The 25,170-nt window shown below is 60.0% G+C and carries 21 protein-coding genes and 1 tRNA gene; 7 read left to right on the top strand and 15 right to left on the bottom strand.

All coding sequences use genetic code 11. The features are described 5' to 3' along the window. Positions 1-41: 41 nt before the first annotated feature. From KSS97_RS26555 to KSS97_RS26530, 6 genes are all read right to left on the bottom strand, one after another. On the bottom strand, positions 42-836 hold the full coding sequence (locus KSS97_RS26555) for a carbon-nitrogen hydrolase family protein (RefSeq protein ID WP_198797839.1): 795 nt from the start codon (positions 834-836) through the stop codon (positions 42-44). Positions 837-848: 12 nt separating this feature from the next. Continuing rightward, complete coding sequence (locus KSS97_RS26550) at positions 849-2,531, bottom strand: flavin monoamine oxidase family protein (RefSeq protein ID WP_217860484.1); 1,683 nt, start codon at positions 2,529-2,531, stop codon at positions 849-851. Between the two features lie 276 nt (positions 2,532-2,807). Continuing rightward, positions 2,808-3,269, bottom strand: a complete 462-nt coding sequence (locus KSS97_RS26545; protein WP_018607342.1) for an Lrp/AsnC family transcriptional regulator — start codon at positions 3,267-3,269, stop codon at positions 2,808-2,810. 35 nt (positions 3,270-3,304) lie between these two features. Further along, entirely contained in the window at positions 3,305-5,734 is a 2,430-nt protein-coding gene (locus KSS97_RS26540; RefSeq protein WP_438269645.1) for a hypothetical protein, read from the bottom strand. Between the two features lie 102 nt (positions 5,735-5,836). Further along, positions 5,837-6,478, bottom strand: coding sequence for a DUF1109 domain-containing protein (locus KSS97_RS26535; protein WP_030139244.1), 642 nt, complete (start codon positions 6,476-6,478; stop codon positions 5,837-5,839). Then, positions 6,475-7,047, bottom strand: a complete 573-nt coding sequence (locus KSS97_RS26530; RefSeq protein WP_030139243.1) for a sigma-70 family RNA polymerase sigma factor — start codon at positions 7,045-7,047, stop codon at positions 6,475-6,477. The genes KSS97_RS26535 and KSS97_RS26530 overlap by 4 nt, the downstream gene beginning before the upstream one ends. Before the next feature lie 222 nt (positions 7,048-7,269). Between KSS97_RS26530 and KSS97_RS26525 the strand changes: the two genes are divergently transcribed. From KSS97_RS26525 to KSS97_RS26510, 4 genes are read left to right on the top strand one after another with little or no spacing between them, the layout of a single operon-like run. After that, positions 7,270-7,542 (top strand): BufA1 family periplasmic bufferin-type metallophore, encoded by a 273-nt coding sequence (locus tag KSS97_RS26525; protein ID WP_030139242.1) that lies wholly within the window; start codon positions 7,270-7,272, stop codon positions 7,540-7,542. A gap of 27 nt (positions 7,543-7,569) precedes the next feature. Next, on the top strand, positions 7,570-8,424 hold the full coding sequence (bufB, locus tag KSS97_RS26520) for an MNIO family bufferin maturase (protein ID WP_217860483.1): 855 nt from the start codon (positions 7,570-7,572) through the stop codon (positions 8,422-8,424). Beyond that, on the top strand, positions 8,421-9,176 hold the full coding sequence (locus KSS97_RS26515) for an HvfC/BufC N-terminal domain-containing protein (RefSeq protein ID WP_217860482.1): 756 nt from the start codon (positions 8,421-8,423) through the stop codon (positions 9,174-9,176). Before bufB ends, KSS97_RS26515 begins: the two co-directional genes overlap by 4 nt. Positions 9,177-9,202: 26 nt before the next feature. Continuing rightward, positions 9,203-9,676 (top strand): DoxX family protein, encoded by a 474-nt coding sequence (locus KSS97_RS26510; RefSeq protein WP_217860481.1) that lies wholly within the window; start codon positions 9,203-9,205, stop codon positions 9,674-9,676. Positions 9,677-9,735: 59 nt separating this feature from the next. On the opposite strand, the gene KSS97_RS26505 is transcribed toward KSS97_RS26510, so the two are convergent. From KSS97_RS26505 to rpsU, 5 genes are all read right to left on the bottom strand, one after another. Beyond that, a tRNA-Ile gene (locus KSS97_RS26505) sits at positions 9,736-9,812 on the bottom strand. 15 nt (positions 9,813-9,827) lie between these two features. Then, positions 9,828-13,571 carry a bifunctional diguanylate cyclase/phosphodiesterase gene (locus KSS97_RS26500; RefSeq protein ID WP_217860480.1) on the bottom strand — a complete coding sequence of 1,248 codons (3,744 nt, stop codon included), beginning with the start codon at positions 13,569-13,571 and terminating at the stop codon, positions 9,828-9,830. 122 nt (positions 13,572-13,693) lie between these two features. Next, positions 13,694-15,541 (bottom strand): RNA polymerase sigma factor RpoD, encoded by a 1,848-nt coding sequence (gene rpoD, locus KSS97_RS26495; RefSeq protein WP_030139238.1) that lies wholly within the window; start codon positions 15,539-15,541, stop codon positions 13,694-13,696. A 67-nt stretch (positions 15,542-15,608) separates the two neighbouring features. After that, positions 15,609-17,567 (bottom strand): DNA primase, encoded by a 1,959-nt coding sequence (gene dnaG, locus KSS97_RS26490; protein WP_030139237.1) that lies wholly within the window; start codon positions 17,565-17,567, stop codon positions 15,609-15,611. A gap of 479 nt (positions 17,568-18,046) precedes the next feature. Continuing rightward, positions 18,047-18,262 carry a 30S ribosomal protein S21 gene (gene rpsU, locus KSS97_RS26485; RefSeq protein ID WP_002551877.1) on the bottom strand — a complete coding sequence of 72 codons (216 nt, stop codon included), beginning with the start codon at positions 18,260-18,262 and terminating at the stop codon, positions 18,047-18,049. A gap of 199 nt (positions 18,263-18,461) precedes the next feature. Between rpsU and tsaD the strand changes: the two genes are divergently transcribed. Next, positions 18,462-19,487: a tRNA (adenosine(37)-N6)-threonylcarbamoyltransferase complex transferase subunit TsaD gene (gene tsaD / locus KSS97_RS26480; protein ID WP_030139236.1), complete on the top strand. Its 1,026-nt coding sequence runs from the start codon at positions 18,462-18,464 to the stop codon at positions 19,485-19,487. An 8-nt stretch (positions 19,488-19,495) separates the two neighbouring features. Here the strand turns inward: tsaD and plsY are convergent, their stop codons facing one another. Further along, positions 19,496-20,065: a glycerol-3-phosphate 1-O-acyltransferase PlsY gene (gene plsY, locus KSS97_RS26475; protein ID WP_003206189.1), complete on the bottom strand. Its 570-nt coding sequence runs from the start codon at positions 20,063-20,065 to the stop codon at positions 19,496-19,498. A 74-nt stretch (positions 20,066-20,139) separates the two neighbouring features. Between plsY and folB the strand changes: the two genes are divergently transcribed. Further along, positions 20,140-20,493: a dihydroneopterin aldolase gene (gene folB, locus KSS97_RS26470; protein ID WP_030139235.1), complete on the top strand. Its 354-nt coding sequence runs from the start codon at positions 20,140-20,142 to the stop codon at positions 20,491-20,493. Continuing rightward, positions 20,484-21,002, top strand: a complete 519-nt coding sequence (folK, locus tag KSS97_RS26465) for a 2-amino-4-hydroxy-6-hydroxymethyldihydropteridine diphosphokinase (RefSeq protein WP_030139234.1) — start codon at positions 20,484-20,486, stop codon at positions 21,000-21,002. The genes folB and folK overlap by 10 nt, the downstream gene beginning before the upstream one ends. Before the next feature lie 17 nt (positions 21,003-21,019). Here the strand turns inward: folK and KSS97_RS26460 are convergent, their stop codons facing one another. The 3 genes from KSS97_RS26460 to KSS97_RS26450 form a co-directional block, all read right to left on the bottom strand. Then, positions 21,020-22,246, bottom strand: a complete 1,227-nt coding sequence (locus KSS97_RS26460; RefSeq protein ID WP_030139233.1) for a multifunctional CCA addition/repair protein — start codon at positions 22,244-22,246, stop codon at positions 21,020-21,022. 64 nt (positions 22,247-22,310) lie between these two features. Next, the gene (locus KSS97_RS26455; RefSeq protein ID WP_030139232.1) at positions 22,311-23,876 is read right to left on the bottom strand and encodes a SpoVR family protein; all 1,566 of its coding nucleotides are present in this window, start codon (positions 23,874-23,876) and stop codon (positions 22,311-22,313) included. Then, on the bottom strand, positions 23,873-25,144 hold the full coding sequence (locus tag KSS97_RS26450; protein WP_030139231.1) for a YeaH/YhbH family protein: 1,272 nt from the start codon (positions 25,142-25,144) through the stop codon (positions 23,873-23,875). The genes KSS97_RS26455 and KSS97_RS26450 overlap by 4 nt, the downstream gene beginning before the upstream one ends. Positions 25,145-25,170: the final 26 nt, after the last annotated feature.

Below are 25,170 nucleotides of genomic sequence, written 5' to 3'. Positions count from 1 at the left end.
TCCAGGATGGGGATGCGCTCATGCTAGCGGATTAGGCCGGATCAGTGTTTAGGCAAGTCGCCATAAAGCGCGGGGCGACGGTCGTGCAGGTAGTTGTAGGCCGCGCGGGAGTCATCGATCAGCTGTCGATCGAGATCGCCCACGATCAATGCTTCGTCCAGGCCCGCCAACGCCGGCCGACTGCCGTCCGGTGCGGCGATGCTGCTCTGGCCGCAATACTGCAATTCGCCTTCGTGGCCGCAATAATTGGCGTAGGCGACGAAGCACTGGTTCTCGATCGCCCGCGCACGCACGGTGACATCGGCGATGAACTCGTAGGGTTGCATGTTGGCGGTCGGCACCAGAATCAGCTCGGCGCCGGCCAAGGCCAGGCGCCGCGCGTTTTCCGGGAACTCCAAGTCATAGCAGATCAGGAAACCGAGCTTCCAGCCGTTGAGTTCCACGATCGGCAACGCCGCGTCGCCGGCGCTGAACATCGTGTGGTCCAAGTCACCGAACAGGTGGCTCTTGCGGTAGTTGGCCAGGCGTTCACCGTGGGCATCGATCAGTTGGACAGCGTTGTAGATCTGCCCGTCTTCGCTGCGTTCAGGGTAGCCATAGAGAATCGCCAGCCCGGCCGCCTTGGCAATACGGCCGATTTGCTGCGCCCATTCGCCGTTGTAGACCTCCGCCAGTACATTCACCGCATCGACCCCGATGTTGTAGCCGGTGAGGAACATCTCCGGCACCACCAGCACATCGGCGCCCCTGGCTTCCAGCGCGATCTGATGCAGGCGCTGCAGGTTGCCGGCCGGGTCCATGGGCAACGGTGGGCATTGGTAAAGGGCTACGCGCATCGACAACTCCTTTTATTCGGGCAGGGCGATCGGACCGATTTCGTCGAACACATCACCTGGACCCGGGTTCTCGGGGTGAGTTTCACCGCCGAAGTGTTTCATGATTCCCCACACGGCGTTGAGCGAGGTCTGTACCGCGCCTTCAACCCAGGCGGGTGTCCATGAGACGTCGTCGCCGGCGATAAAGATCCCTTTTTGTTCGGCGGGCATGTCGTCCTGCATGAAATGCGCGTACATGCGCTGGTTATAGCGATAGTGGCCCGGCAAGGCGCCCTTGAATGCGCCGAGGAAGTAAGGGTCCGCTTCCCAGGACACGGTGATCGGTTCGCCGATGATCCGCGCGGCGATGTCCACCTTTGGATAAATCTTCTTCAGGGCATCGAGGGCCAGCTTCACCCGTTTTTCCACCGGATAAGGCAGCATTTTCAGCGCATCGCTCATCCACGAATAGGACAGGCAGATCACGCCCGGCTTGTCGTCGCCATTGTCGAACAGGTAGGTGCCACGAGTCAGGCGGTCGGTGAGGGTCATGCTCATCAGGTCGCGTCCGGTTTCCGGATCCTTGTCCTTCCAGAACGGCCGGTCGACCATCACGAAGGTCTTCGACGACTGCATGTAGCGGGTGCGGTCCAGGGCCATCCACAGTTTCTGCGAGAACAGCGCCTCCTCGCATTCGATCTGGGTGGTCAACAGCCACGTCTGGCAGGTGACCAGCACGGCGGCATATTCGCGCGTGTCGCCCCAGACGTCGGTGACGCTGAACCGGTCATTATCGGCCCGAGCGATGCGTTTCACGCCGGCACGAGGCGCGCCCAGGTGCAGCGAATTGAGGCTGGTGCCTGCTGGCCAGTGTGCGCAACGCTCCGGCACGTGCTTCCAGATACCGTGAGGCACCTGTTCCACACCGCCGACGACCAGGTGTTGATGATCATCACAGTTGGTCATTACCACACGGAAGATTTCCAGCATCGAGTTGGGGAAGTCCGAGTCCCAGCCGCCCGTGCCGAAGCCGACCTGGCCGAACACTTCGCGGTGCAGGAACGAGAGCTTGGCGAACGCCTTGGAGGTGGCGACGAAATCATAGAAGGTGCGGTCATCCCACAGCGGCACCAGGGTGTTCCACAGTTCCTTGAGGCGCGGTACGTCGCGGTCGCGGATCGCTTGCTGGATCTCGCTGAAGCGTGAGCCAGCCTCCAATGCGTCGGCCCAGGCGTCGGCGACTTCCTGGAACAGCGCGGGAAGGTCGGCTATGCTTTCTGCATAGTAAGTCTGGCCTTCCAGGTCAATGACGGTGCTGCCCGAGGCCGAAGTCAACGGGTTGGGAAAGGGTTTGGTCTCCAGGCCCAGCTTGTCGACGTAGTGATAGAACGCCGTGGACGACACCGGGAACCGCATGCCGCCGAGCTCGGCAATGATGCCTTCGGCGCCGTTGAACGCCTGGGAGCGCAGGCGCCCGCCCATTTTCGACGCTTCGTAGACCACGGGCTTGAGGCCCAGCTTCATCAACTCGTACGCCGCCACCAGGCCAGCGATGCCGGCACCGACAATCGCCACTTCGGCGCCGTGATTATGTTCCGGAATGACGCCCAGGCCGGCCGGGTGTTCGATCCAGTCGTCAAAGGCGAACGGAAAATCCGGCCCAAAAATGGTGATGGGTTTCTTGCCGTCTGCTGGGTGGCGATTGTTCTTGTTCATGGCGGACCTTGATGGGCGACTCGACGCGACGTTCGCGTCTGAGTATAGGAAAAGATGCCAGCCATTCTAGAGAGGGAGAAACACGTTAATAAGACGCAATGTGTCGTCGTTTTGCGCTGTTTTTCGTCATTTGTAGCAATCTCGCAATCGTAATGACGAATCCTGGTCCCATGTGGGAGCGAGCCTGCTCGCGAAAGCGGTGGATCAGCCATGAGAATGTTGACTGACACACCGCTATCGCGAGCAAGCCCGCTCCCACAGGTTTTTGGGTTGGCTTTAGACCGGCTGGCCCCGATCGATCTTGCTGCTGAGGATGATCGAGGTGGTGGTTTTCTCCACCCCGTCCACGCTGCCGATCTGGTCCAGCAACTGATCCAGCTGCTCCGGCGAATCCGTGCGCAACCAGGCCACGTAATCGAATTCGCCGCTGACCGCGCACAACTGCTGGACCTGGGCCATCGCGCTCAGGCGTCGCAATACGTCCTTGCCGGAGCGTGGCTGGACCTTGATGCCGACATAAGCCTGCAGACCGCCATCGATCACTCGCTGCCCAAGACGCACGCCGTAGCCGGTGATGACCTTGGTTTTCTCCAGTCGAGCCAAGCGCGAGGTCACGGTCGTGCGGGCAATGCCCAATTGCCGAGCCAGCATCGCAACACTTTCCCGCGCGTTGATTTGCAGCGCCGCGATCAGTTGACGATCGATTTCGTCGAGGACGGGAGGGCGGGTATCAGTCAAGGTCAGCTCCGGCGCAGGCATCAATGGCGGGCATGTTACAGGCTCCGGCGTTCGAAGTAGCGGGTGGCAGGCAAGGCCAGCGCTCGCCAAGCCGGGGCGAGGTGCGCCTGGGAAGACCTGAGCCAAAGACCGTCCTGGCCGATCAGGGGCTCGGCCGGCAACTGCAGCAAGTCGCCCATTGAGAACGCCTGCACCGAACCTCGGTCGTCATTGCCTTCAATTTCCCAATCGCGCTTGAAACAGCGTACCTGTAGTTGTTGCTCGTCGAAGCTTTCAAACAACGGCCGATGACCCAGCCACCGCGGGTGTATCCGCAGCGTATGGTCTTGGACATCGAGCAGCAGCAACTGCCAGCCCCGGTAGTTTCCACAGAGTTCTGTCACGTCGGTTGCCATGCAGGTCAACGCCAGATATCGGCTATTGGATGACCAGGCCATCGACGGCGCCAGGTCAACCAATGCACAGCCCGACGCCGTCAACAGGTGCCCGCCGAGGCGGGGCGTACCGGCACGCACCCAACTGTCGGCGTATTCCGTTTCGCTGCCGAATAGCCAGGCGGCATCCTGGTCATTCGGCGCGGGTTGGATGAAGTCGCCGTCGGCGGTGGCCGCTTGGGGGCGGTCTACGAGGCGCCATGGCTCAACGATGTGGAGCTGCGAATCTTCCGGCTGTAGCTGAACGGTGTTGTAGAACAGCCGGGAGTGTTCATTGGAACGGAAGAACGAAGCGTCACCTCCGACCTGTGGCGCGACGACGTTGAAGCGCATTAATGGGCTGCTTTCCAGATCGTTATCAAGACGACCCTCGACGACCGCCAGGCTCAAGCGGCCATCGCGAAAATCGAGTATCCGCTCCACCCACAGGGCGGGCCCTTGCAGCAGGCGTCGTTCCTGCAAGTCTGCGACCACCGCGTGGGTCGCCACCGTCGTTGCGTGCTCAAAGGGCAGCAGCGCCAGGTAGCGCCCGCAATCGGAGACCCGATGATCAAGCAACCAACTTCCCGGCAAGGACCAATCGCCGATCTGGCAGCGATAGCTCCCAAGCCCGTCGGGGTTGTCGCCTATCCAGGTCAGACACGCGCGTTTGCCGTCCAGCATCGGTTGTGTCTCGATGCACGAGTCGCCTCGCCGGCCGCGACTGTCCAGCGGCATGACGATGGCCATCCGGGTCAGCTTGAATTCATCAACCTGCACGCGACCCTGGGCGTCGTGACCTGTCTGGGTTTCGGTATCGCTGTGGATGCTGTCCAGGCGATAGCCGTAACGGCCGGAGCTCGGTCGTGGATAGTCGAGATACGCGCCGATACGCACATGGCTCGCCTCGACACTCAGCAACTCATGCCAGTAAAAGGAAGGCTCGGCGGCGCTTTTCACCCAGGGCGAGGGCAGGGCGCGCCAGCCATTTCCCGCTTGCCACAACCAATACTGATCGCTGTCCGCATCGTTGGCTTGCTCTCGGGCCAGACACACCAGCGCGGGTTCAGTGGCGCCCCAGACCAAAGGTGCATCGGCTGCCATGACCAGCCCCGACGGCTGCCCGTCGACGCTGATGGCATAGCGAGGGGAATACAGCGGCGCCAATGGCTGGTCCAGATCACGGAAGGTCGCGGGCAGCAATAGATCGCCCTCCAGGCGATGCTGGCCGTCGGCGCTGGGCCGCTCGAAGGTGGGCGCTACATTGTCCGGGTGCCAGCCTGGTTCAAGCCACAGATCCGCGACGGGAACCAGGTCCGCCACCTGTGCGGTTTGCAGCAGATCCTCCAGCCGCGCTTGGCGAGCGCCGTTGTCCACCAGGGGGCTATGACGGCCGATCAGTTCGTCAGGATTGAAAGAATCCAATTCCCAGAACTCGCTTTCGGCGCAGCGGTAGACCTTGCGCTGTTGACGGTCGAGGATGACCAGCCCCCACTCCTGCCGGGACGGCACGGGCGCGGCGAAATAACGGCTGTCGCTGGAAAACATCGCCGAAGAACCAAGCCCTTGCAGAAGCACGCCGTCGGGGAACAGATAATCGCAATGAACAGGGCCGCCCATGGCGATTTCGCTGTGGTTGAACTGCCGGATTGGTTCGCCTTCAGGCGTCAATTGCGGCTCGCTGCCACCCCAGGCGCTTGGCCCTTTGGTGGCAACCAGCGCGAGCCCAAGGCGTCGCTCCCATTTGCTGACGCAGGCAAGGCCGACGATGATCGCAACGATAGCCACAAGGATGCCCCACCACTCGGGCAGCGCCCGGCCCAGGCTGAAGCCCAGGCCAAACACGGCACCAACCGTCAGACGGGCAATGCCTCGGCCCATCGCCAGGAAGCCCAGCCGCGCGGCCAGGCCCATCAGCAAACCGAGCAATACCACCGCCAGCAAGGCCAGCGGCGGCGGCAGGATGGTGACGAAGAAGGCTGGCACCACCAGGATGCCGAGTTGCCAGAAGAGTTCGAGGAGCAGTCGGGACAGGCTGGGGCTGGCGATGATGGAGGTCTCGGTGGGATGGGGTTTCTTGTCGTAGGTGAACCGACACTGAGTAGAAGCGCGTGGCGTCGCAGTCGTAGGGCCCTGGAAAAACCGAAGGGCCTGCTACCAGCGCAGCCAGCGTCGACCGAGCAACGCTCCCAGGATCGTCGGCACCAACATGCCCAACAAGTACCAGACTGCCCAAAACGGGACCTGCATCTCGGGGCAGTGAAGGGAATAGGCAATCGTCGCCATTGAGCCTGCCAGCAGTCCGCCGCAGGCGCCTGAAAGCGTCAGGTTCGTGGGAGCGAGGCCGCGCAGAGCCCAGAACACCGCGATGAATCCCGGAATCGACAGCAGGGTTATATTGAGCGCGCACACCCGCCAGGTATCGCCCAGAATGACGGCGACGCGATCATCAGGTGCGGTCACCATGAGGACATAGATCGCGCCAACCCACACCGCAGTGACAGCTGCGACGATGAGGATCTTACCGGGTCCCGAGGCCACTCCAGGCCTGGCCAGCCTCATGACCATGCCCAGCGTGCCGATCATCAGGCAGAGCGGAAACGCGATCTTGGCCCAGAAAATCGGTGTCGCCATGACCTGGCCCAAGTCTGGGCGCACGCCTTTCAGTGCGACCACTAGAAAAAGGGCGCCCAGGAGGCCGGCCAGCACCGCGATACTGAATCGCTTGGCGGGCGCCCGTCGATCGACCGGGGTCACGCCCGAGGCGAGCAGGGAAATCAAATCATCAGTCTTCATCGTGCACCTCTCACTCTCGACGCCAGGGCTTTCAGCCCTCGGTGTATCCCTATCTTCACCGCAGACTCGGATAACCCCGTCGTTTGAGCGGCTTCCGTCACAGACAGCCCTTCCAGTTTCACGCGTACGATAGGTAGACGCTGGCGTTCAGGTAGTTGCTCAAGCAACTTGCCCAGGTCGCGACTGGCCTGCGCAGGTTCAAGATGCGGCTCGGCAAACAGCTCTGCCGCATCGTCGAGGGAGTCATTGAACACGTCATGGCGTGATCTCCCACGGAAAAAGTCGATGAGCTTGTAACGCGCAATGGCAAAGACCCATGCCGTCAACGGTTGATCTGCTTGATACGTCTGGCGCGCATTATGAACGGCCAGTAAAACCTCTTGCAGCAGATCTTCGATGTCTCCGGGGCGCTGTTGAAGCCTTGAGCGTAAAAAGCCGCGAAGATGACCGCTTAGCTCCGATAGAAACGTGCGATAAGCCCTTTCGTCTCCATCCAGGCCGGAGAGAAACAAGGCCTGAAGATGGAGCTCTCGGCTGCGCAAAGCATCGTTATCCGTAGTTCGTTCCATCGTTCGCTCTGGTTACACGAAAGGGAAAATTATCTCGTTGCTGCTAATGCCGGCAGCGAATCTTACATGCGGCTTCCCGGCGTGAGGCATTTTTTGCTGGCCCCAAAAATATTTTGTGGTCGCTGTAACCGAATCCGGAACGGCATCGAACTACTTGGTGGATCGCAAACACAATGCCCAAGCATTGATGCAGCGACCAACCCATTTTCTGGAGAGCACATCATGAACAACCTCAAACTTGCCGCCCTCGCCGTTGCCTTCTCTTCGTTCGCCGCCGGTGCCATCGCCGCAGAAACGCCTGCCGCAGCAGGCGCCATGGAAAAATGCTACGGCGTTTCCATGGCCGGCAAGAACGATTGCAAAGCGGGGGCAGGCACGACCTGTGCGGGCACCGCCAAAATGGACTATCAGGCCAATGCCTGGAAAAACGTGCCTGCCGGTACGTGCACCTCCATCAAGACGCCAAAAGGCATGGGCTCTCTTACGCCTATGTAATCGCAGTGCCAAGGGGGTTCACCGATCATGAAAAACGTATTCCAGATGGGGGCCGGACTCGGCCTGAAACCGAACCATTACTCCGATGCGCTTGACTGCGCTGCCGAGGGACTCTGGTTCGAAGTTCATCCGGAAAACTACATGGTTGAAGGTGGCCCCCGTCTCGCGTGGCTGGAGGCAATCGGGAGCCAGCACCCGCTGTCGCTGCACGGTGTTTCACTTTCACTGGCTGCCGATTGCCCACCGGACGAAAGCCATCTGAAGCGTTTCAAGGCACTGGTCGACCGTGTACAGCCTGCATTGATTTCCGAACATCTGGCCTGGTCCGCATGGCGTGGCCAATATCATCCTGATCTGTTGCCATTCCCTCGTACAGTCGAGGCATTGCAGCGCATAGCAAGCAATATCCAACGAACACAAGACGCTCTGGGACGTTCGATTGCCATTGAAAACCCCACTCATTATCTGAGTTTGCCGGGGCATGAATTCAGCGAAATAGAGTTCCTGACTGAACTGAGCGCAAGGACTGGCTGCGGGTTGTTGCTGGACATCAATAACGTCCATATCAGCGCGCATAACCTGGGCTTCGATGCGTCGAAGTATCTGGATGCCTTTCCGGCCAAGGCGATCATGGAAATACATTTGGCAGGCCACGCAGTGGATCCGGGGGACACGCAACTACTGATCGATACTCACGATGCGCCCATCGCTGATGATGTCTGGTTGTTGTATCAACGCGTTATCGACCGGATCGGCAGGCGCCCGACCTTGATCGAGCGCGACGACAATATTCCCGGGTTCGATGTCTTGCTGGCTGAACGAGACAGGGCGCAGGGGTTGTTGAGCATCGGCAGCCGGCGTATATCGGAAGTGACGATATGAACACCTCGCTGGCAAGTTTCCAAGATGCGTTCGTCGACGCGTTATATGAGCGACATTCGACTGGAATGACCGCGCTGATCGAACAGCCCGGTTTCATGGTGTACCGCAATACTGTTCTCAAAGGATCGGTGGACGCATTACTGGCGAACTTTCCCACCGTCGAACGCTTGGTCGGTACAGAGTGGCTCAAGGCTGCCGCGACGCTTCATGCCCGGCAGGCGCCCCCGACCGATTCCCGGTTGTTGCATTACGGGGCTGGATTCCCGGATTTTCTCGACGCTTTCGAGCACGCGCGGGAAATGCCTTATCTTGGCGACGTCGCCCGCCTTGATCTGCTCTGGACACACGTCCATTGCGCCGAAGATGAACCTGACGTCGATCCGAGCGAACTGGCGAAGCTGCCCCCACAGGACTTGGCCCGCAGCCGACTCACACCGAAGGCCGCGTGCTGGTGGGCCTGGTTCCCGGACAACCCCGCCTACACCCTTTGGCGGTTCAATCGCGAAGAGCGGGACATGCCCGATGAACTCGATTGGCGAGACGAAGGAGCGCTGCTGACGCGCAAGCAAGGCAAGGTGCTTTGGCAGGCCGCCAGTGCTGCCGATTGCAGGTTCCTGGATGCCTGCGCAGCCCATCTACCGCTCGAACAGGCCGCGGAAAAGGCCCTTGAGGTTCAGCCTGACCTGGATTTTTCAGAACTCATTACCCGCTTATTCAGCGCCGACGCGTTCGCCTCTGTAAGCATCCCATAACCGCAACTTAGCCAGCGGAGCAGATCATGGACGCCATAAGAAATCCTTCGTCCACAGCCGACAAATCCTTGCGGGGCATGTGGAACAGCATCGCAGACCGACTTGGCGCGATGCTGGGTGACTCGTTGTTGGTGCTGGTTGCGCGGCTATCCATCGCAGCCATCTTCCTGATGTCAGGGCGTACCAAGGTCAGTGGTTTTCTGACGATCACGCCCAGCACCTACGAGCTGTTTCGCACAGAATACGCACTGCCGCTGGTCACACCGGAACTGGCCGCGCACCTGGCAACCTACAGTGAGCATCTTTTTCCAGTGCTGCTTGTGCTAGGCCTGTTCTCGCGACTGTCGGCATTGGCATTGCTGGGCATGACGTTTGTAATCGAGGTGTTTGTCTACCCTGACGCCTGGGCAACCCACCTTTCCTGGGCAGGCTTGCTATTGCTCATCGTCGCCCGCGGCGGCGGTGCGATCTCGCTGGATCGATCACTTGGCATCAAGTGATTCATTAAATCCTTGTACCCTGGAAACGACGAAAGCCGCGCAATGCGCGGCTTTCAATTTGGTGGGCCCACACGGACTCGAACCGTGGACCAAAGGATTATGAGTCCTCTGCTCTAACCAACTGAGCTATGGGCCCTCAGTAGGCCGCGGATTATAGCGACGGTTTCTCGGCTGTGCTATCCGAAAAATCCGATACGGTCATACGCAGAAACGTTGCGGCGAATTCCTCGGCGCAGAGGGGCAGGCTGACGATGTAGCCCTGGATCTGTTCGCAGCCTTCTTCGGTGAGGAATTGCTGTTGGGCCAGGGTTTCGACGCCTTCGGCGATGATGGTGAACTGCATGCTGCGCCCCAGGGCGATGATTGCTCGCACAATGGCGGCATCGTGGGGGTCGTCAGGCAGACCGCGGACAAATGACTGGTCGATCTTGAGGATGTCCAGCGGCAGTCGCTTGAGATAGCTCAGGGAGGAATAGCCGGTGCCGAAGTCGTCGATGGCCAGTTGCACGCCGAGTTTCTTCAGTTGGTGCAGTACCGTCAGCGCCTCTTCGGCCTGGCTCATGATGAAGTTTTCAGTAATTTCCAGTTGCAATAAGCCAGGCTCAAGCTGGTTTTCCCGCAGCAGTTGCTCGATGCGGCCCAGCAGGTTGGGTTGGCGCAGTTGGGCTCCCGCGAGGTTGACCGACAGCGGGCCGAGGCTTTCATGGTTGCTGTTCCACTCGCAGAGCTGGCGGCATGCGCTTTCCAATACCCAATCGCCGATCTGCAGGATCATGCCGTTTTCTTCCGCCAACGGGATGAAATGTTCGGGCGGCACGTCACCGAAGGTCGGGTGCGTCCAGCGAATGAGCGCTTCGGCGCCCACCAGCCGGTTGTCGGCGAGACTGATTTTCGGCTGGAAGGACAGCGACAGCTCGTTGCGTTCAATGGCCCGTCGCAGTTCGTGTTCCAAGGCGACGCGTTCGCTGGCCTGGGCCGTGAGATCGCGGGTGTAGCTTTCAACCCGGTTGCGACCCTTGGCCTTGGAACGGTACATCGCCGCATCGGCATTCTTGACCAGCGTGGCGACATCGCCGCCGTCTTGCGGATACAGGCTGGTGCCGATGCTGGCGCTGATGAAAAACTCATGTTCGCCGGCCTGGAATGGCGCGGCGAAGCAATTCAAGAGTTTATGCGCGATGTGCTCGGCATCGCTGGGCTGTTGCAGGCCGGGCAGCAGGATGATGAATTCGTCACCGCCCAGTCGCGCGACCGTGTCGATATCGCGCAGTTGTTCTCGCAGTCGCACGGCGATGCCCTTGAGGAGCAGGTCGCCGACCGGGTGCCCGAGGCTGTCGTTGATGTGCTTGAAACGGTCCAGGTCGAGAAACAGGACCGCGCCCTGGCCGCCGTTTTCCTGCTGGTTGTTCAGGGCCGTCAGCAGACGGCTTTCGAACAGGGTGCGATTTGGCAGGCCGGTCAGCGGGTCGTGGTGTGCCTGGTAGTCGAGGCGAGCCTGGGCGTGCTTGAGGCTGGAGATGTCAGCGAACACCGCGACGAAGTGCGTGATCTGTTGTTCGCGGTTGCGGACGGCGCTGATCGTCAGCCAGCTGGGGTAGAGTTCGCCGTTCTTGCGGCGGTTGGAGATCTCGCCCTGCCAGTGCCCTTCGGCCGTCAATTGATGCCACATCGCCGCATAGAACGCGCTGTCATGCAGGCCGGACGCGAGCAAGCGAGGCGTATGGCCCAAGGCTTCGGTTTCGCTGTAGCCGGTGATCTCGGTGAAGGCGCGGTTCACGGCGCTGATGTGCTGCTGCGTGTCGGTGATCAATACGCCTTCGGCGGTGCTTTCGAAGACCGTGGCGGCCTGTTGCAGTTTTTCCTGCATGAGGTGGCGTTCGGTGATGTCCCGGGCGATGGTCAGCATGCAGTCTTCGTTGCCGATGGGCAGCGGACGGCTGGACACCTCGCAGAGTCGGATCTGCCCGTCGTTGCGGCGGATATGGCAGCTGAAATCCTTGACGAAGCCGTCCCGTTGCAACAGGTCGAGCATCTGCTTGCGTTCGTTGAGGTTGACCCAGATGCCCAGGTCGAGCGTCGAACGGTCCACCGAAAGCGCGCTATTGAAACCGGTGATACGGCTGAAACCGTCGTTGACCTCGATCAGCAAGCCATCGCTCTGCCGGGACAGTAGCAGGCCATCGGGCGAGGCGTGGAAGGCCTTGGCAAACTTCTCTTCGGAGGTCTGCAACTGTTGCTGGGTTTCCTTGAGCTGGCTGATATCACGGACCACCACGACCAGCGCCGGGGTGGTGTCGAGGTCAAACGGTTCCGCGGAGATCAACCCGGTGAAGACCTGGCCGTTACTGCGCCGAAAGGGCATCTCCAGGTTGCGAATACTTCCGGCTTGCAGACGCTGCAACAGGCTCGGGCCCACACCCTGTATGCCCCATATATCCAGGTCGGTGGCGCTCTTGCCTACCACCTGGTCGGCGCTCAGGCCGATCTGCTCTTCAAAGGCTTTGTTGACTTCCAGCAGGCAGCCGTCCAGCAGCCGGGCGATGACCAGAATGTCCGGGCACTGGCGAAACACCGATCCGAACTTCTGTTCGGACAGGCGCAACGCTTCCTCGGTGTGCTTGGCTTCACTGATATCGATCATCAACCCGCGCATCAATGGCTCATGGCCGTGTTCGATCAGGCTGACGATGTCCCGTACCCACAGGCAGCGACCGTCGGCGGTTATCACCCGGTAGTCGATGCAATGGTCGCGCCCGGCAAGCACCTCGTGGTCGCAATAGGTCTGCGCGCGGATGAGGTCGGCCGGGTGAATGATGTTGCGCCAGAACCCCGGGATGAGCCAATGGCTGAGCGGATAGCCGAGCAATTCTTCGGCGTGGGGCGAGACGTAGCTGTAGGTGAAGTCGCTGACCCGTGCTTCCCAGGCAATCGCCGATAGACTTTCGACCAGTCCGCGATAGTGGTATTCGCTGCTGCGCAGCTCTTGCTCCAGGTCGACTCGCCTGGCTATCTCGGAGCTGAGGCGGCGGTTGATGCGAATCACCACTGCCAGGATACCCACCAGTAGAAGCAGCCCTGGCAGGCCGTACAGCAACAAATCTGACCAGAACTGCCGATAGTCGCGCACGTTGCCGATCCATTTTTCCTGGATTTCGCTGACCTCGGCGGGGGACATGTCCGCCATGACCTTGTCCAGGATACTCACCAGAATCTTGTTTTCCTGCGGGACGGCCATCGCGAGCTGATAACGATAAGGGGTCTCGCCACTGACATAGAGTCCGTCGAGCTTGAGTTGGCGCAAGCTCCAGACGCTGGACGCCAAGTCGCCGACGACAGCATCCACCTCATCGGTTGCCAACGCCTGCAAGGCTGAGCTGACGTTGGGCAGTGCCACCAGGTTCAGGTCGGGGTGGTGATTGCGCAACAGTTCGTGGGGGGCATAGTTCTCCACAACGGCGATTTTCAGACCGTAGAGGTCTTCAAGATTGCGCGGCTGGGCGCCGCCGTGATGGGCCAGGATGACAATCGGAAAGTCCAGGTATGGGCGGGTGAAAGCCAGGTAGTTCTGCCGTTCAGGGGTGGACATGATGCCCGGCAGGAGATCGATCCTGCCCTGTGCGACCTGTTCCAGCACGACGGTCCAACTCACCGGTTCAATGGGCGTCAACGTGACAGCCAGTCGCCGCCGAATGATTTCCACGTAATCGGCGGCCAAGCCCTGGTAGCGCCCTTGATCGTCGCGAAACTCGAACGGTGGCCACGAGGCATCGACGCCCAGGCGCAGGTCGGGGTGGTCCTTGAGCCAGCGGTGCTCTTCATCGGTGAGCGTCAACGCGCCGGCCGTCGCGGTCCAGGTCATCAGTGACAGCAAAAGCACGGCCGTCAGTCTGGGCATCACGGTCTCGTCATGGCTTGGGAGGATGTTTCGAGTGTAGACGGGCAACAGGGCCGGGGGGCAACGAAGGGCGTTTTATCTGCAGATAGCAAAACCCCCGGCAGGGCCGGGGGTTTTGAAGGTCACTCGTCGAGGAAGGAGCGCAGATGCTCGCTTCGCGTCGGGTGGCGCAGTTTGCGCAACGCCTTGGCTTCGATCTGACGAATCCGCTCACGGGTTACATCGAACTGCTTGCCGACTTCCTCAAGGGTGTGGTCGGTATTCATGTCGATGCCGAAGCGCATGCGCAGTACCTTGGCTTCACGGGCAGTGAGGCCGGAGAGTACTTCGCGAGTCGCTTCCTTGAGACTCTCGACAGTGGCGACATCGATTGGAGACTGCATGGTCGAGTCTTCGATGAAGTCACCCAGATGGGAGTCTTCGTCATCACCGATCGGGGTCTCCATGGAGATCGGCTCTTTGGCGATCTTCAGTACCTTGCGGATCTTGTCCTCAGGCATTTCCATGCGTTCGCCCAGCTCTTCCGGCGTCGGTTCGCGACCCATTTCCTGCAACATCTGCCGGGAAATGCGGTTGAGCTTGTTGATGGTCTCGATCATGTGCACCGGAATACGGATGGTGCGAGCCTGGTCGGCGATCGAGCGAGTGATCGCCTGACGGATCCACCAGGTGGCATAAGTCGAGAACTTGTAGCCGCGACGGTATTCGAACTTGTCCACCGCCTTCATCAGGCCGATGTTGCCTTCCTGGATCAGGTCGAGGAATTGCAGGCCGCGGTTGGTGTACTTCTTGGCGATGGAGATCACCAGACGCAAGTTCGCTTCGACCATCTCTTTCTTCGCGCGACGGGCCTTGGCCTCGCCGATCGACATGCGACGGTTGATGTCCTTGATCTCGGCGATGCTCAGGCCAGTCTCGGCCTCCAGCGCGCTCAGCTTCTGCTGGCAACGAACGATGTCCGGTTGCAGGCGGGCAATGGCTTCGGCGTACTTGCTCTTGCCTTTGGCCAATGCATCGGTCCAGCTTTCGTCGACTTCGTGGCCAGGGAACTGGCGCAGGAAGTCTGCACGCGGCATGCGCGCATCACGAACGCACAGCTGCATGATGGCGCGTTCTTGCTGGCGCAGGCGATCCAGGGCGCTACGAACACGCTCCACCAGGCCTTCGAACTGCTTGGGCACCAGCTTGATCGGCATGAACAGCTCGGCCAGCGCCAACAGCTCGGCGATGGCCTGCTTGTTGCTGCGACCATGCTTCTTCAGCGCCTTGCGGGTGATTTCCATCTGGTCGGCCACGGCGCCGAAGCGCTGGGCAGCGATGATGGGATCCGGACCGCTTTCGGCTTCTTCTTCGTCGTCGCTGGCTTCGGCGTCTTCGTCATCGGTGTCATCGTCGGCCTTGGCGGCTTTCGAGTCGATCGGTGGCGGCACTTCGGCGGCAGGCGGCGCAATGCCGTCATCCGGGTCGATGTAGCCACTCAGAACGTCGGACAGGCGGCCACCTTCGGTGGTGACGCGGGTGTACTCCGAGAGAATATGGTCAACCGTGCCAGGGAAGTGCGCGATCGCGCCCATCACTTCACGGATACCTTCTTCAATACGCTTGGCGATTTCGATCTCGCCTTCACGTGTGAGGAGCTCTACCGTACCCATTTCACGCATGTACATGCGCACGGGGTCCGTGGTGCGACCAATGTCGGTCTCGACCGCTGCCAACGCTGCGGCCGCTTCTTCAGCGGCCGCCTCGTCGGTATCGGCGTCGGCCAGCATAAGGGCATCCTTATCTGGAGCAACCTCGAATACGTTGATCCCCATGTCGTTGATCATGCGGATGATGTCTTCCACCTGTTCCGGATCTGAAATATCCTCCGGCAGGTGGTCGTTGACCTCCGCGTAAGTCAGGTAGCCCTGCTCACGACCCAATAGGATCAACTCTTTGATACGAGACTGCTGTTGCGCTTTTCCGGACATAACACCCTATCCACTGAAGGTCTTGGCGGGCAAAAAACAAGCCGAGGATTATACCTGAGCTGTGACCTCACGCGCCAGTTGAGGTCGGGTTTGATGCGCAAACATTGCGGCTGAGTAAATCCCGCAATTGGTTTTTCTCTTCGCTGGTCAACTCGCTCTGGCGAGCTTTGCGCAGAAGTTGTTCCAGGTTTCGCTCGCGTTGGCGGGCGGACAAGCTAGTAATGGTGTCGAAAAACTGTTGTTCAAGGTTGTCTCCCTCTATCAGCCATTCCTTCTCGGCCAGCGCCTTCAACAGGCGCCCTTGCTCGGTGCCGTGCCACCGCGCGATCAACTGGAATGAGTTTAGCTTGGGGTTCTTCTGCACGGCTTCAAGGAGTGCCACCAGCAATTGTGTGTTGCTGTGGTCCTCGGCGGCGAAGTGCCCGGCGTCCTCTACTTTCCCGGCCAGTTGCGGGTGATGCAGCAAGGTGCGCAAGGCGGCCAGTGTTGGTGGTTCGACGGCGGCCGGCACGCGCGGGGCACGTGGCTGGTCGCGATCGCCGCGCTTGCCGTTCTTGTCCCAGGGTTTCTTGTCCCATTTCTTGCCGCCACCGGCGTTCTTTTTCGGCGTCCATTCCTGCTGCGGGGCGTAATCCTGCTGGGGTTGATGATAGTCGGCGAAATCCGGCATCGCGTCGTAATCAATGCCTGGGTCATAGGCTGGCGGCGCCTCTTGAGGGGCGCTGTGGGCCAGTTGATTCATCGCTTCGTTGTTGAGGCCGGTGATTTCGCTCAGGCGTTGACGCATGAGCGTGCGCAGGTTGGCGCCCGGCACCTTGTCGATCAGCGGCGCTGCGAGGGTGGCCATGTGCGCCTTGCCTTCGAGGGAGCGCGGATCGGCTTCTTCGGTCAGTTGCTGGAAAAAATAATCGGCCAGCGGCTGCGCGTGCTGGTTGATCCGTGCACGAAATGCATCGGTACCTTCGGAGCGCACCAGAGTATCCGGGTCTTCGCCCTCGGGCAGGAATAGAAAGCGTGCGCGTCGCCCGTCCTGCAAACATGGCAACGTTGCCTCCAGCGCACGCCAGGCGGCATTGCGCCCGGCCTGGTCTCCGTCGAAGCAGAACAGCACGCTCGGCACCACGCGAAACAGGCGCTTCATGTGTTCTTCGCTGGTGGCCGTGCCCAAGGTTGCAACGGCGTTGCGCAAGCCTTGCTGGGCCAGGGCGATGACGTCCATGTAGCCTTCGACGACAATGATCTCGTCGAGGTTGCGGTTGTTCTTGCGCGCTTCGTACAGGCCATAAAGCTCCTGGCCTTTATGGAACACCGGCGTTTCCGGGGAGTTCAGATACTTAGGTTTGTCATCGCCCAGTACCCGACCGCCAAAGGCGATGATTCGCCCGCGCGTATCGCGGATCGGGAACATCACGCGGTCACGGAAGCGGTCGTAGCGCTTGCCGGTCTCGGCATTCTCGACCAGCAGGCCGGCATCGATCATCGCGCGCTGCTGCAGTGTGTCGCTGCTTAAATGCTTGTACAGATTGTCCCAGCCGGGCGGGGCGAAGCCGAGGCCGAAATCACGGGCAATCTCGCCGGTCAGGCCGCGGCCCTTGAGATAATCCACCGCCGCCTTGCGGGCCGGATGGCTTTTCAGGGCCTGGCGATAAAAATCAGCCGCGGCGGTCAGCAGTGGATAAAGCGGCGAGTCGGTCGGTTGGCGCGGCTTGTGCTGCCGACCGCTTTCCTCGCGAGGGATTTCCATGCCAGCGGCTTTGGCCAGTTCTTCGACAGCCTGGGGGAAGTCCAGGTTGTCGTGGTCCATGATGAAGCCGAGGGCATTGCCGCCCGCGCCGCAGCCAAAGCAGTAGTAGAACTGCTTGTCGGGGCTGACGCTGAAAGACGGGGTTTTTTCTTTGTGGAACGGGCAGCAGGCCGTGTAGTTCTTGCCCGCTTTCTTCATTTGCAGGCGAGAGCTGACCACGTCGACGATGTCGGTGCGGTTCAGGAGGTCGTCAATAAAGCTCTGGGGAATCAGCCCGGCCATGGCGTTCTCATCATCACTGCGCGAAAAAGGGCCCGAGATCAGCAGGCGTCATCGGTTCCTGGTTTTGAGGCACGGAAAACAGGTGGCTCGACCGGGTCGTCTGCTTCATTGCTGTCGGGAAGTGTATCTGCCGATTATCCACTGACGTTAATGACTATCAGTATTCGACTGTATGAATGTGTTGCGCTGAGTCCGGTAACGGCCGGTCTGGCCACGGATAGCTCATCAAGCGGGCACGCAAGCGGGTGCCTTGGGCTGATCGTCGTTAGAGGAATCAGGGTGTGCTCGTCAGTAGCCTTGGAAGGCTCGTCAGAAGAGACGTGCACCGCTGGCAAAAGAGCCAGGTCTGACGCGGTGAAGCGGGTTGTCTAGGTCGCGTCTGCGGCTTTGACAGTGAAGCATCAAGCGTTTTCCGCAAATGCCATAAGCCCGGCTTGAGGGCCGGGCTTGGCAAGAAGCTTGCGACGGACGTCTGTGTATTAGTACAGACGTACGGCGCGGCGCTGTTCGCGCTGAACTTTCTTGGCGTGACGCTTAACAGCGGCTGCTGCTTTGCGCTTACGCTCGGAAGTCGGCTTCTCGTAGAATTCGCGGCTACGAACTTCAGCCAGAACACCGGCTTTTTCGCAGGAGCGCTTGAAACGACGCAGAGCTACGTCGAAGGGTTCGTTCTCTTTTACTTTGACGGCTGGCATCCAGAGCTACCTTCATTCATTACCGGGGTCAACATCCTCGCGGCAAAAGAGCACTTGAAGACGTCGGTTTTTAAGGGTTGCGGATGTTAACCCCTCAACGCTCGGAATGCAAAGCCTCTGATCGAAAACCGCTGGTCGGGGCACAACGCGGCGACTATTATGCGCGCCTTCGAATTCAGCCTCTACAAGGCGCAAACCCATGCTAGTACTGGGATTAGAAACATCCTGCGACGAAACCGGCGTTGCTCTCTACGACAGCGAGCGTGGCCTGCTGGCCGATGCTTTGTTCAGTCAAATCGACCTGCACCGCGCCTATGGCGGCGTGGTGCCCGAGCTTGCGTCCCGTGACCACGTCAAGCGCATGCTGCCCTTGATCCGCCAGGTCCTGGCCGAAGCCGGCTGTGTGCCGACCGAGATCGATGCCATCGCCTATACCGCAGGGCCGGGCCTGGTCGGCGCGCTGCTGGTCGGCGCTTCCTGTGCCCAGGCGCTGGCCTTTGCCTGGGGCATTCCGGCCTTGGGCGTGCACCACATGGAAGGTCACCTGCTGGCCCCAATGCTGGAACCGCAACCGCCGGAATTTCCGTTCGTCGCTTTGTTGGTGTCGGGTGGTCATACGCAGCTTGTCCGCGTGGACGGAATCGGTCAGTACGCCCTCATGGGGGAGTCGCTCGACGATGCCGCCGGGGAAGCTTTCGACAAAACCGCGAAGATGATGGGCCTCAATTATCCGGGCGGACCGGAAATCGCACGGCTGGCAACCCAAGGGGTTGAAGGACGTTTCGTCTTCCCTCGTCCGATGTGCGATCGGCCTGGCCTGGATTTCAGCTTCAGCGGCCTGAAAACCTTCGCGTTGAATACCTGGCAGCAGTGCGTCAGCGCCGGGGACGACAGTGAGCAAGCCCGTTGCGACATCTCCCTGGCATTCCAGCAGGCCGTGGTGGAGACTTTGACCATCAAGTGCAAGCGCGCCTTGAAACAGGCCGGGCTCAAGCGCTTGGTCATCGCCGGCGGGGTGAGTGCCAACAAAGCCTTGCGATTGTCATTGGAAAAAATGCTCGGCGACATGAAGGGCGACGTTTACTACGCCCGGCCGGAGTTCTGCACAGATAATGGCGCGATGATCGCTTTTGCTGGTTGCCAACGTTTGCTGGCCGGCCAGCAGGAAAGCCTGGCGATCAGCGTGCAGGCGCGCTGGCCCATGGAGCAGTTGGCGCCGCTGTGAAGCGTCATTTAAAAATGCCGTTCGCGCCCGGCGAACAGGTCGCGTAGATTGCCCCGGTGGCGCCAGACGATCAGTGCAACCAGCGCGGTCATTGGCAGCAGGGCCGCCGGTTCCTGCCAGGCTAGCAACGGCAGGGTCAGCGGCGTGGCGATCAGCGCGGCCAGGGAGCTGGTCCGAGTCAGGTAGAAGGTCAGCAGCCAGGCGCAGACAGCCAGCAGGGCGGCAGGGGGATAAAGACCCAGCAGCATGCCGGCGGCGGTGGCGACACCCTTGCCGCCACGAAAGCGAAAGTACAGCGGGAACAGGTGGCCGATGACGGCGCAGACGCCGATCCAGGCCTGTTGCTGCAACGAGAGCCCTGCAAGGCTGGCGATCAATACCGGGACAAGGCCTTTGCAGAGGTCGCCAAGCAGGGTCAGGATGGCGAGTTTGCGTCCGGCCAGGCGCAGCATGTTGGTGGCACCGGCATTGCCCGAGCCACTCATTCGCGGATCCGGGCGACCGGTCAGGCGGCTGAGCAAAATGGCGAAGGACAGTGAGCCGAGCAGGTAGGCGAGGATCGCCAGTAACCAAAACATGCTAACCATTCCGGGCGAGGACGCCCTGATTCTAACGGCGCATTGCGCCCTTGTCGTGCTGCGGAGAAAAGTGCTTGGACAGAGTGTTTATCGAGGGCCTGGAAGTCGACACGGTAATCGGTGCCTACGACTGGGAGCGAGGCATCCGACAGTGTCTGCGGCTTGACCTGAGCTTCGCCTGGGACAACCGCCCGGCCGCCGCGGGCGACGACCTTACCCTGGCTCTCGATTACGCCAGCGTTTCGGCGCGTATCCAGGCGTTCGCAGAGCTGGCGCAGTTCCAGCTGGTCGAGACCTTTGCAGAGCGTTTGGCCAAGGAACTCATGGACGAGTTCGAGATTACCTGGCTGCGCCTGAAAGTAACCAAGCCTGGCGCCGTTCCGGCTGCCAGTGGGGTTGGCGTGGAGATCGAGCGCGGATGTCGCTGACACAGGTTTTCCTCGGGCTCGGCAGCAATATCGAGCGCGAAACCCATTTGTCCGCAGGGCTTGAGGCATTGGCCGGTTTTTTGGTCGATATGCGCTGCTCGGCCGTGTTCGAGAGCCAGCCGGTAGGCATCAAGAGCGGTCCGTTCTTCAATTTTGTCGTGTCGGCCTTCACTGACCTACCGCTGATGGAGCTGGATCGCCGGCTCAAATTCATCGAGGCCGACAATGGTCGTTACGCGCCGGACCGCAAGGGTTTGCCGTTGGATATCGACGTGTTGTTGTATGGCGAACAGGTTGGCAACTTCGATGGGTTGATCCTTCCGCGCGCGGAAATCCTCAAGAATGCCTTTGTGCTATGGCCTTTGTCGTTGATTGCGCCGGATCGGATTCATCCGGGCGTGGGCAAGAGCTTTGCAACGTTGTGGGAAGAAGCACAGATCGACCAGGTGCTAGCGCCGGTGGCATTCGAGTGGCGAGGGAAGCAGCTTACGCCGTTGGATCTGCTGTAAAGCGGCGGCCGACGTCGTCAGCTCGCCGCTTCCTTGTAAGCCTTCAGCGTCTTGAGGCGCTCACGCTTGATCGCCTCACCGAGTTCCGGTCCCTTGAAGCCTTTCTCCAGCAACGGTTGCACCGCTACTGCCCGGGCCGCTGACGCAGCGCCCCGCAGATAATCGGCCTGTGGATAACTTCGCTCTTCAAGCCCCTTGCGTCCGCGTGCGTCCATCTCGCATGCGGCGATGAACTCCTCGAAGCGCTGGGGGCGCCGGTACACATCGAAACTCTGCAGCAGCTCAAGCAAAGTGGATGCCTTGAGTTCCAGCGCGCGATGACCATGGGTGTGGTATTGGCCCACCAGTAGCGCCAATTCCTGACAGTCGCGGGGCGCCTTGAAACGCTCGTTGACCGCTTTGATCAGTTTCAGCCCGGTGTGTTCATGGGCGATGTGGCGTGGCCATTCATGCTCGGGCGTCAGGCCTTTTCCCAAATCATGCAACAGGCAAGCCCAACGGACCGACAGCGGCTGCTTGAACCGTGCTGACTGTTCCAGCACGCCTAGGGTATGAGCGCCCGTGTCGATTTCGGGATGATGGGCTTCAGGTTGTGGTACGCCGAACAATGCATCGACTTCGGGCATCAGGACCTTGAGCGCATCACAGTCATGAAGCACTTGAATAAATACCTGCGGCTGGTTTTCCATCAGCGCGCGTGAGATTTCTTTCCAGCTGCGTTCTGCCGTCAGTGCTTCCAGCTCTCCTGAACCGCTGAGTTGGCGCATCAGCTCGAGAGTCTCGTCTGCAACCTTGAAGCCCAGCGGGGCATAGCGCGCGGCAAAACGAGCAACACGCAGGACCCTGAGGGGATCTTCGGCGAAAGCCATGGAAACGTGACGCAGCATCCGTGCTTCGATATCACGCTGGCCATGATAGGGGTCGATGAGATTGCCATGATCATCCTCGGCAATCGCGTTGATTGTCAGGTCCCTGCGGATCAGGTCTTCTTCGAGCGTCACCTCGGGGCTGGCATGGAACACGAAGCCACCATAACCCCTGCCGCTCTTTCGTTCCGTGCGGGCGAGGGCATATTCCTCGCCTGTCTTCGGGTCAAGAAATACCGGGAAATCAGCCCCTACGGGGCGGAAGCCCTTGGCGAGCATTTCCTCGGCGGTGGCCCCCACCACGACCCGATCGATGTCGGTGACGGGAATCCCCAGCAGGCGGTCGCGAACGGCGCCGCCAACTTTGTAGATTTGCATAAAAAACCTCCGTTGGGCCGACAGGATAAACCTTTACGCCGGACCGCCGGAGGCGAAAACGCTATCAAAGATGTATGACGGCCAAGTCCAGGCGGCCGTAGTCTCCTTCGGCTTGTTCATTTCGCGGGGGGACATGATGGGTTTTCATCACCTGTTCGCCTTGCAGGGTTTCGAGGTGGATATCGAATCCCCAGAGGCGATGCAGGTGCTTGAGGACTTCATCGGTTGAATCGCCCAGCGGCTTGCGATTGTGCTGTTGATGACGGAGCGTCAGCGAGCGATCCCCACGGCGGTCGATGCTGTAGATCTGTACGTTGGGTTCGCGATTGCCCAGGTTGTACTGCGCCGCCAGGGTTTCACGGATGATGCGATAACCGCTTTCATCATGGATCGCGGGTACCAGCAGGTCGTCCTTCTGATCATCGTCAAGGATGCTGAATAGCTTCAGGTCGCGGATCACTTTGGGCGAAAGGTACTGCAGGATGAAGCTCTCATCCTTGAAGCTGCTCATCGCGAATTTGATCGTGGACAACCAATCCGACCCGGCCAGCTCAGGAAACCAGCGACGATCCTCTTCGGTTGGGTTTTCACACATCCGCCGAATGTCGCGGTACATCGCAAAGCCCAGCGCATAAGGGTTGATGCCGCTGTAATAGGGGCTGTCGAAGCCGGGTTGGAACACCACGCTGGTATGGGATGTGAGGAACTCCATCATGAAGCCGTCGGTGACCAGGCCCTCGTCGTACAGGTCGTTCATCAGTGTGTAGTGCCAGAACGTCGCCCAACCCTCGTTCATGACCTGAGTCTGGCGCTGCGGATAGAAATACTGGGCGATCTTGCGCACGATCCGCACGATTTCCCGCTGCCAAGGCTCCAGCAGCGGCGCATGCTTTTCGATGAAATAGAGGATGTTTTCCTGGGGCTCGGCAGGGAAGCGCGCGTTGTCCTTCTCGCTGTATTTGTCCGCGCCCTTGGGGATGGTCCGCCATAGGTCGTTGATCTGCTTCTGCAGATGTTCTTCCCTGTCCTTTTGCCTGCGCCGCTCTTCTTCAGCGGAAATCGGATAGGGGCGCTTGTAGCGGTCCACGCCGTAGTTCATCAAGGCATGGCAGGAATCCAGCAAGTCCTCCACGGCGTCGATGCCGTGGCGCTCTTCGCACTGCATGATGTACTGCTTGGCAAATACCAGGTAATCGATGATCGAGCTGGCATCGGTCCACGTACGGAACAGGTAGTTGCCCTTGAAGAAACTGTTGTGCCCATAGCACGCATGCGCCACCACCAAGGCTTGCATGCAGATGGTGTTTTCTTCCATCAGGTAGGCAATGCACGGGTCGGAGTTGATCACGATTTCGTAGGCCAATCCCATCTGGCCTCGGCTATAGGATTTTTCCGTACTGAGAAAATGCTTGCCATAGGACCAGTGGTGATAGCCCAGCGGCATGCCGACCGACGCATAGGCGTCCATCATCTGCTCGGCGGTGATCACTTCAATCTGGTTCGGGTAGGTGTCCAGGGCATAACGGTCCGCGATACGACTGATTTCGCGGTCGTAGGCCTGGATCAGTTCAAATGTCCATTCGGAACCGGTGGAGATGGGCTGGCGCTTCTGCTCTTTTTTGGCGGTCATGTCACTAACCTGCGCTGGAAGAGTTCACGGAAGACCGGGTAGATATCCCCGGCCGAGACCAGTTGCTGTTGGGCAAACGTGTCGGAAAAGGCTTCGGCGATGCGTTCGTATTCGTACCACAGGGCCTGATGTTCGCGTGGAGTTATTTCCACATAGGTGTAGTACTGGACGAACGGCATGATCTGGTTGATCAGGATGTCGCGGCAAATGGGCGAATCGTCGTTCCAGTTATCCCCGTCGGACGCCTGCGCCGCATAGATATTCCATTCGTTGGCTGGATAACGTGCGGCCATGATTTCCTGCATCAACTTCAAGGCGCTGGAAACAATGGTGCCACCGGTTTCCCGGGAATAGAAAAATTCTTCTTCGTCGACCTCCCGGGCGCTGGTGTGGTGACGGATGAACACCACGTCGATCTTGTCGTAGTTCCGCTTCAGGAACAGGTACAACAGGATGAAGAAGCGCTTGGCAATGTCCTTGGTCGCTTGGGTCATGGAGCCGGATACGTCCATGAGGCAGAACATCACGGCCTTGGAACTGGGGTTTGGCTGCTTCACCAGCAGGTTGTACTTGAGGTCGAAAGTATCCAGGAACGGCACGCGGTGGATGCGCGCGCTGAGTTTCTCGATCTCCGCTTCCAGGTCCTGAATGTCGCCGAAGTTATCGGGTTCCTCGCGCTTGAGACGGGCCAGTTCTTCCTTGGCTTCGCGCAGTTTCGCCCGGCTGCTACCTGACAGGGCGATGCGGCGGGCGTGGGCTGAGCGCAGGGTGCGGATGATGTTGATGCGCGAGGGGTTGCCCTCGTTGCTGATACCGGCCCGCACGGTCTTGAAGGTGTCTGTGCCCGTCAGGTTGCGTTTGACCAGGTTCGGCAACTCCAGGTCCTCGAACATGAATTCAAGGAATTCCTCCTGGGTAATCTGGAACACGAACTCGTCCATGCCTTCGCCGGAATTGCCAGCCTTGCCAGGGCCTTTGCCTCCGCCCCCACCGGGTGGGCGAGGGATGTGCTCGCCGCTGGTGAATTCCTTGTTTCCAGGGTGCACGACGGTCTGCTTGCCGCCGCGGCCATGGTGAAGCACCGGCTCGTCGATGTCGCGACCGGGAATGCTGATTTGTTCGCCGTGTTCCATGTCGGTAATGGAGCGGCGGCTGACCGCCTCTTCGACGGCTTTCTTGATGTGATCACGGTAGCGCCGCAAAAAACGCTGGCGGTTCACCGTGCTCTTGTTCTTGCCATTGAGGCGTCGGTCGATCACATAGCTCATAGGCCCCTCCGGGGGAGCTTCAAGTC

Source organism: Pseudomonas alvandae, from assembly GCF_019141525.1.
In the GTDB taxonomy this organism is placed as follows: Bacteria; Pseudomonadota; Gammaproteobacteria; order Pseudomonadales; family Pseudomonadaceae; genus Aquipseudomonas; species Aquipseudomonas alvandae.
This window is presented reverse-complemented; position numbering and strand designations above follow the sequence as displayed.